Genomic DNA, 7,135 nt, shown 5'->3' on the forward strand with positions numbered 1-7,135 from the left:
TCAGTTACTTATTTGTATTGTTCTATAGACCTACTCGTCCCATACCGTTGATAATTTTGTCTAATGTTTCATCAACGACTGTAATCATACGTGCGTTTGCGTTGTAGGCTTGTTGGAATGTAATCATATTTGTCATTTCTTCATCAAGCGATACAGAGCTTTCAGATGCACGTTTGTTTTCAATTGTTAAACGTAGTGTAGCTGAGTTGAATTCTTGACGAGTTGCCTCTTGTCCAATAACACCTAAATCACCGATTAAGGATTTGAAGAAGCCTTGGAATGTTGCGCCACCTAAGTTATAGCTCGCTGGGTCTGTTTGCATTTTCGCGATAGCTAAAATGTTTTTGTTATTCCCTAATTCTCCTGCTATGTCAGCTGCTGCAACTTCTTCTGGCAGGATACCATCTCGTACACGGATAGTTTCTGCTGTTGTACCATCAAAGAAATTAAGACCTGCGTTTCCATTCTTATCAAAGCCTGCTTGATGTGCTGTATTAAAAGCAGTTACAAATTCTGCTACCAATTGATCAAGCTTCGCTAAATTTTCTGGGTATAGCCCTTTTACTTGATTTGTCACAGGGTCTGTATAACCATATGAGTTAATTAAGGATAGCAACTTACCTTTTCCCTTTTCAAAAGTGTCATAGCCGTACGATGCACCTGTTGGTAATGTAGCACCAGATAAAAGCTTGTCTGGATCACTTTGTGTAATGGCATCTGCTGGCCAGTCAATACGCATCGCTTCGAATGGGTCAAGTGGTGTATCTCCATTTAGTGGAACTCCGCCATTTTTGACTACACTAATTTCTGCTGCATCTCGACCATGTACTAAAATAATTGGTGTAGCACTACCAACTGGTGTGTATGTAACTGTTAAGCTACCTTCTGCTACTGCACTTGCATTGCCCCCTGAATGAACACGCTCAACTGATACTGGCATATATTCATTTAATTTATCTAGTAATACATCACGCGCATCATATAAATCATTCGTTACATAGCCACTCGGTTCCACTTCCATTATTTGCTTGTTAATTGCTGCAATTTGTCTTAATAGTGAATTGACTGTACTAACAGATGAATTAATTTCAGAGCCAATATTGCTTTGAACTGTTTTTAATTGTTTATCCGAGTAGTTAAATGCCTCTGCTAATGCACGGCCTTTAGCAATCATTACTTGACGCGCGGCAGAATCTTTTGGATCTGTTACGACATCCTCCATCGACTTCCAGAAGCTATCGAAGGCTTTATTAATTCCAAACTCTGATGGCTCAGCTAAAATGTCTTCCATTTGGGAAATTGCTTTTGTTTGTTCTTCCCAATAGCCGAGTTTATTAGTTTCTTGACGGTATTTAATGTTTGTAAATTCATCACGTATACGCTGAATTGAGTGTGCTTCAGCTCCCGTACCTAAGTGCCCTGGATATTTAGGTGAGTTTAAACCTGGATGTGGATATCCTGGCATTGCTTGCATATTGACACGTTGACGTGAGTAACCAAGTGTATTTGCGTTGGAAATATTGTGTCCCGTTGTGTAAAGCGCTGTTTGCTGTAGGAATAGTCCTGATTTACTTGCTTCTAGCCCCATAAATGTTGAACGCATAGTGTTCCTCCTATCAATTCAAGCAAAAACGCTTGTAATATTTTATTACAAGCGCCTTATGCTTGCGAGTCGTAGTATGTTACTTTTCTTTGATTTGCTTGGCCGCGCACTTCGTCACCTGAGTAGTTGAATGAATCGGAGCGCTGTGGTCGGAATGGTTCTAATTGGATATTAATAATTTGTAGTGATTGATAGACAAGCTTTTGGTTTAAATCGTTTCGTGCTTTTAGCTCTGTTAATAATGTTAGCAGACGGTCTCTTGTGGCGATTAGCTGCTGTTTTTCCTCGTCGCTATCAATAGCATCAATTAGCTCTGCTACAGTTGGTGTGTCAGTGTAAGCAATTCCTTTTGCTCGTAGGTAATCCGTTACCATCAACTGACGCTGTTGTTCAAGCGTGTTAATTGCTGCTACATGCGCCTGCTCGGTTTTAATGAGCTCATCTAGCGCTGCTATATCATTTATTTTTATAATGTCTGTTTTTTTTAGCGCAAGCTCCAATAAGCTTTTGTGCATACGCTCTAGTTTTTCCAGTATTGTTAGCACTGACATATGTTATATGCTCCTTTAGTGCAAATTTTAGAAACGGTAATATTTCAGCATATCCTCTGCTACTTGTCGGGCATTCACTTTATATTCACCTGACTGAATATCAGCTTTTAGCTGCTGTACACGTACCGCGCGTTCTGTATTGTAATCAGCTGTGACTTGCATTTCTTTTGCGGCTGAAGAAATTTCAATTTTGTCTGCAAAAGATGCGCCTTGCTCTGTTTGTTTGACAGGTCGTAGCTGTGGTTTATATGAATTGATTGCTTTTAAATTAATTGGATTGATTTTCATACATCATCCTCCTCTCAAAGTTCTTCTACATTATATTTCGGTAATGTTTAAATATTGTTTAGCCTATAATTGTAATAAAGTGAAAGCTAACAATCGAGCTTTTACAGACAGTTACCACCCGCCTTTTTCCAAGGCTTAATGGGGGATAAAAATAACACAGGCAAAATCGCAGTTGATTTCGCCTGTGTCGTTTTTATTTCTTTTTGGCAGCTAAATATGTGCCGCGCTCAGCTTGGGCAATATTATCTCGGAATTCCTTCGCAGCATCAAATGTGCGTAAATCAGATTTTAAGTCATTTTGGCAATTATCACAAAGCTTGCCTGTTGTCGTAAGACGTCCACAATTGTCACACGGATAGCCTAAATTCGGGAATGTCGCTGGATGTAGCCGCCCTTTACGCACCCATTTGTATAGTAAATCTTTGCTTACACCTGTTGCTTCCTCAATGCGCTCCACATTGGCTGCGCGGTTTTCGCGTTTACGTAAAAAGCGATAGACGATTTGATATAAGTCTTCTTCTTTTTGTGCACATTTATGACACACGTCACGCAAGCCTGTATAATTAAAAAACTCATTGCATTCTGGACAGTTTCTAATCTCCGCCATAATATTTCCCTCCTAAATGCCTCGCTTCATTTCTTTCATTATACAATAAATAATTAATATTTTGTCATCCTTTTATTAAGACAATGGCACTTACACTTTGTGCCCCTGCATCAAGCAGTGCTTTTTTAGCATGCGCAATCGTTGTTCCTGTCGTCAAAATGTCATCTATTAATATATAGTGATTCATCTCTAGCTCCTTATTACAAGTAAAAAGTGGTGCTACTTGCTGACGCTGCTCTTTGCTTTTTCCTACCTGTGTTTCTATCGTTGTTTTTTCTAGTAAGTGTTGAAAAGGAATTTCCGCTGCGTGCAGTAATTCATCAATATGTGCAAATGTGCGCTCTTTCTTTTTTAATGGATGCATCGGAATTGGCACAATCGTTTCTTGACGATAGTTTAAGCATTCATGTATCTCCTGACGAAAAATCTTTGCTAAGACAATATCTTGTGAAAATTTATACTGGTGGAGAAATTGTTTCATCATATCATTGTACTGATAGAGTGCTATGATGCCATCTTTTTCATAATGGGCTCTTTCAAATTTCTCCTCACATCTTTCGCAAATGACAGGTGGCCAGCTACGTTCAAATAGTGTTTTCCATGTTATCACCTGCTGTAGCTCTCGTTCACATAGTAGGCAATTGTGTACTTCCTTGTCCATATGCCACCTCATTTAGTCGTTCAATTTCTGATTTAGCTTCATCCATTTCTAACGAGATTCCGTGATGAAAAAAGACGATATCACCAGTCGGATATTCACGGCTACGCCCAACACGCCCCGCAATTTGAATCAGTGCACTTGCAGTAAAAATGGCACTTTCTGCCCCAACAACTGCTACTTGCAAATTTGCAATTGTAATGCCTCTTTCTAAAATAGTCGTCGTAAGTAAGCCATGGATTTCTCCATTGCGTAGCTGCAACACTTTTTCTTTACGCAGTGGATCCTCTGCATGGACGCCTAAAATATTTTCACAAAACAATGGCAAGGCTTGCTCTATCATGTCAATAGTCGGGAAAAAGATAAGAAAGGGCTGTTTTCTAGTGATACATCGCTCTACCCATTGCTGTAGTTTTTTAGGGAGCTTGCCTTTTTGAATTTGCTGTTTGTAGCGAAATAATGATTGCAAGCGTGGGACAGGTAATGGATGGTTATGATAGCGCTTTGGGATAAAGGAGTACCCCTCTCGCTGCTTTAAAAGTTGTGGTGATGGTGTTGCTGTCACGTAAGCAATTGGAGCATCTGCTTTTTTTGCCTTTAAGACAGCTTTTTGCAATGATTGATCAAATGTGTATGGGAAGGCATCTGCCTCATCTACTAGCATGACATCAAAGGCTTCGTGAAAACGGTAGAGCTGATGTGTTGTTGCAATAATGAGCTGTGCATAGCCTTGTTGTGCTGGGGCATCTCCATATAGTTCATGGATTGTTGTCGATGGTAGTACTTTTCGTAGTCTTGGAGCTAATTCTAATACTACGTCCGTACGTGGTGTGGCGATACAGACGCGTAAATTTTGTTGTAGCGCTTCGTATATAGGAAGAAAAAGAATTTCTGTTTTTCCAGATCCACAAACTGCATGCAGGAGATGCGAACGTTTTTGTGCAATGCTTTCGATTAGCTGCTCGGTTGCCTTTGCCTGCAATTCTGTCAGTGTGCTTGTCCAATGAAGTTGATGCTTTTTGATATTGCGTTTGTGAGGTCCATTCCATGTGAAGAGCTGTGTACAACTCGCTACACGCCCCATTGTGATACAGTGGCGACAGTATGTGCAAATCCGCTCACATTTAGCGCAGCGATAATGAATAAATTTAGCTTGCTTTGTGTTGAAGCAACGATTACAGCGATAGTGATTTTTCAGTAGTTTTTTTGTCATTGAAATGGCTTCATGCTTGATAAATAAGTCTCTTTTTATATAGTTATCAATTAAGTCTAGGGAGTAAGGTAAGTCTTCACGGCGCATGATACGTCCCTCCATAAAGTTAGCAATTTGAAAATTGAGAAGAAAGCCTTTGTAATGCGCTTTTTTTGTTCTTTTCAATATATGGGATCATCTCCTTTATAGATTTATTGGCGCTTTTGTGAGTTTTATTGGCGCTTTTACACATTTTATTGGCGAATGCTAAAAAATGCCTGGAAAAAGTAGCTTCCAGGCACTCGGTTCATCATTATTTTTTCAGCCAGCCTACCGCTAATGCACCTTCACCTAAGTGTGTGCCGATCACTGGGCCGAAGTAGCTTAGTTTAAAGCTAACGTTTGGATGCGTTGCCTGTAATTGTTTCATCCATTCAGCTGCTTCTTCCTCACAGTTGCTATGGATAACAGTTGCTTGCAAATCACCATGCTGCTCTATCGCTTGAGCTAATAGCTCTTCAACACGACGTAGCGCTTTTTTGCGCGTGCGAATTTTTTCAAATGGCACGATAACTTTATCAACGAAGTGGAGCACAGGCTTCACTTGAAGCAAGCCACCAATTAATGCTGCAGCAGCTGATAAGCGACCACCACGCTGTAAATGTGCTAAATCATCAACGACAAAATAAGCTCCTAATGTTGGTCTTATGCTTTCTAAATGTGCGATAATTTCTTCTACAGTGGCACCTTGTTCCACCATTTTCGCTGCCTCTAATACGTACATTCCTTGTGGTGAACAAGCAATTTCACTGTCAAAAGCTGTGACCTTAATGCCCTCAACCATATTACCAGCCTGTACTGCACCGCTGAATGTGCCACTAATACCGCTTGATAAATGAATGGAAATGACTTCATCATAGTCTTTAGCAAGCTGTTCAAATAGCTCGACAAATTTGCCAACTGGGGGCTGTGTTGTTTTTGGAAAAACTTTAGAGTTTCGCACTTTATCATAAAATTCAGAGGCTGTAATTTCGACCTCTTCCTCATAGATGCCATCTTCTAAATTAACGCTTAGAGGAATCATATGAATATTATAGCGACTGCGTTCCTCTTCTGTTAAATAGGCTGTACTATCTGTTACAATTGCAATTTTCATTAATACTTCCACTCCTCTACTATCATCAATTACGCCTTAGCGCAATTGCGTCCAGATTTTTTATCTGTGACATCCGCCAGAGGCTTATGTTGATTCAATAAATATGGGGACATTTTACACTGAATCAACATAATTCTACCTTATGTAGCTATAAAGTGGAACATAAAATTAAATTTCTGCTTATTCATTACCAATATAAAACACGCTTGTTACTTTCCATGCTCCATCTTCATTTACTAGGACGGTAACTTGGCGACCTTTGCTTGAAAGCTCTGTATCCGTTTCATCCTCTATCATATTGATGTCTAAGTTCGCATAAACTTGCGCTTCATTGTCATCATATTTCACAATCGTAATATCGCTTGCCTGACGATTGATTGTATATGCATCAAAGGCTTTTTGTGCCTCAACTAAATCCTTTTCATAATCAAAGCCTGTGGCATTTTGAGAAAGTGTCGCACTATAGCGTTCCATATCCTCTTCGTTAAACGATGCAATATATTCATTGAAAACAGCGATAATTTTATCGCGCTCTTCAGCTGGCACGTTAGCAGCTTCTTCAATTTTGTCACCCATCATTTCAAAGCCAACCGTACCCTCTTCAATTATTTCAGCCGTTTGTTCTGCGCTTAACGGTTCTTCTTTGTTTCCGCATGCTGCTAATGTTAATACAGCCATTAGCATAATCAACCATTTTTTCATTTCTTCAAAACCTCCTGCGCACATATTGTAGCATATCTTATGCATATCTGCTTATTTGATATTTCGTCTCATATAGACGTACTAGTTCATTGGAGGTTTCATCTTGATTTCAAAATAATTATGGCTTAACATAGTTGCATTCAGTTTTTTGAACTGACAAGGATGATTTCTATAAAATCTTTGCCATTTTATTTGTAGGTTTCCCTGATTTATTTGCGGTTTCTCGAATTTATTTGCGCTTTTCCCGATTTATTTGCGACTTTCTCGAATTTATTTGCGCTTTTCCCGATTTATTTGCGGCTTCTCGAATTTATTTGCGCTTTTCCCGATTTATTTGCGGCTTCTCGAATTTATTTGCGCTTTTCCCGATTTATTTGC

The 7,135-nt window shown here is 39.4% G+C and carries 8 protein-coding genes; all 8 read right to left on the reverse strand.

What is annotated here, in order from left to right; genetic code table 11:
* Positions 1-22 precede the first annotated feature (22 nt).
* Entirely contained in the window at positions 23-1,603 is a 1,581-nt protein-coding gene (gene flgK / locus M3Z76_RS16035) for a flagellar hook-associated protein FlgK (protein WP_293926869.1), read from the reverse strand.
* Positions 1,604-1,659: 56 nt separating this feature from the next.
* Entirely contained in the window at positions 1,660-2,154 is a 495-nt protein-coding gene (locus M3Z76_RS16040) for a flagellar protein FlgN (protein WP_293926872.1), read from the reverse strand.
* A gap of 27 nt (positions 2,155-2,181) precedes the next feature.
* Positions 2,182-2,442 carry a flagellar biosynthesis anti-sigma factor FlgM gene (gene flgM / locus M3Z76_RS16045; RefSeq protein WP_293926875.1) on the reverse strand — a complete coding sequence of 87 codons (261 nt, stop codon included), beginning with the start codon at positions 2,440-2,442 and terminating at the stop codon, positions 2,182-2,184.
* A gap of 193 nt (positions 2,443-2,635) precedes the next feature.
* Positions 2,636-3,049: a TIGR03826 family flagellar region protein gene (locus M3Z76_RS16050; protein WP_293926878.1), complete on the reverse strand. Its 414-nt coding sequence runs from the start codon at positions 3,047-3,049 to the stop codon at positions 2,636-2,638.
* A 64-nt stretch (positions 3,050-3,113) separates the two neighbouring features.
* Positions 3,114-3,710, reverse strand: coding sequence for a ComF family protein (locus tag M3Z76_RS16055; protein ID WP_293926881.1), 597 nt, complete (start codon positions 3,708-3,710; stop codon positions 3,114-3,116).
* On the reverse strand, positions 3,676-5,007 hold the full coding sequence (locus M3Z76_RS16060) for an ATP-dependent helicase ComFA (protein ID WP_293926883.1): 1,332 nt from the start codon (positions 5,005-5,007) through the stop codon (positions 3,676-3,678). Before M3Z76_RS16060 ends, M3Z76_RS16055 begins: the two co-directional genes overlap by 35 nt.
* A 205-nt stretch (positions 5,008-5,212) precedes the next feature.
* Entirely contained in the window at positions 5,213-6,055 is an 843-nt protein-coding gene (locus M3Z76_RS16065) for a DegV family protein (protein ID WP_293926886.1), read from the reverse strand.
* Positions 6,056-6,235: 180 nt separating this feature from the next.
* On the reverse strand, positions 6,236-6,757 hold the full coding sequence (locus M3Z76_RS16070) for a DUF4440 domain-containing protein (protein WP_293926889.1): 522 nt from the start codon (positions 6,755-6,757) through the stop codon (positions 6,236-6,238).
* Positions 6,758-7,135 lie beyond the last annotated feature (378 nt).

The organism is Metasolibacillus sp. (genome assembly GCF_025291715.1).
Classification (GTDB): domain Bacteria; phylum Bacillota; class Bacilli; order Bacillales_A; family Planococcaceae; genus Metasolibacillus; species Metasolibacillus louembei.

Excerpts from the sequence above, each read along its gene's own strand:
- flgK (WP_293926869.1), bottom strand. The coding sequence starts at position 1,603 with ATGCGTTCAACATTTATGGGGCTAGAAGCAAGTAAATCAGGACTATTC.
- M3Z76_RS16040 (WP_293926872.1), bottom strand. The coding sequence starts at position 2,154 with ATGTCAGTGCTAACAATACTGGAAAAACTAGAGCGTATGCACAAAAGC.
- flgM (WP_293926875.1), bottom strand. The coding sequence starts at position 2,442 with ATGAAAATCAATCCAATTAATTTAAAAGCAATCAATTCATATAAACCA.
- M3Z76_RS16050 (WP_293926878.1), bottom strand. The coding sequence starts at position 3,049 with ATGGCGGAGATTAGAAACTGTCCAGAATGCAATGAGTTTTTTAATTAT.
- M3Z76_RS16055 (WP_293926881.1), bottom strand. The coding sequence starts at position 3,710 with ATGGACAAGGAAGTACACAATTGCCTACTATGTGAACGAGAGCTACAG.
- M3Z76_RS16060 (WP_293926883.1), bottom strand. The coding sequence starts at position 5,007 with ATGCGCCGTGAAGACTTACCTTACTCCCTAGACTTAATTGATAACTAT.
- M3Z76_RS16065 (WP_293926886.1), bottom strand. The coding sequence starts at position 6,055 with ATGAAAATTGCAATTGTAACAGATAGTACAGCCTATTTAACAGAAGAG.
- M3Z76_RS16070 (WP_293926889.1), bottom strand. The coding sequence starts at position 6,757 with ATGAAAAAATGGTTGATTATGCTAATGGCTGTATTAACATTAGCAGCA.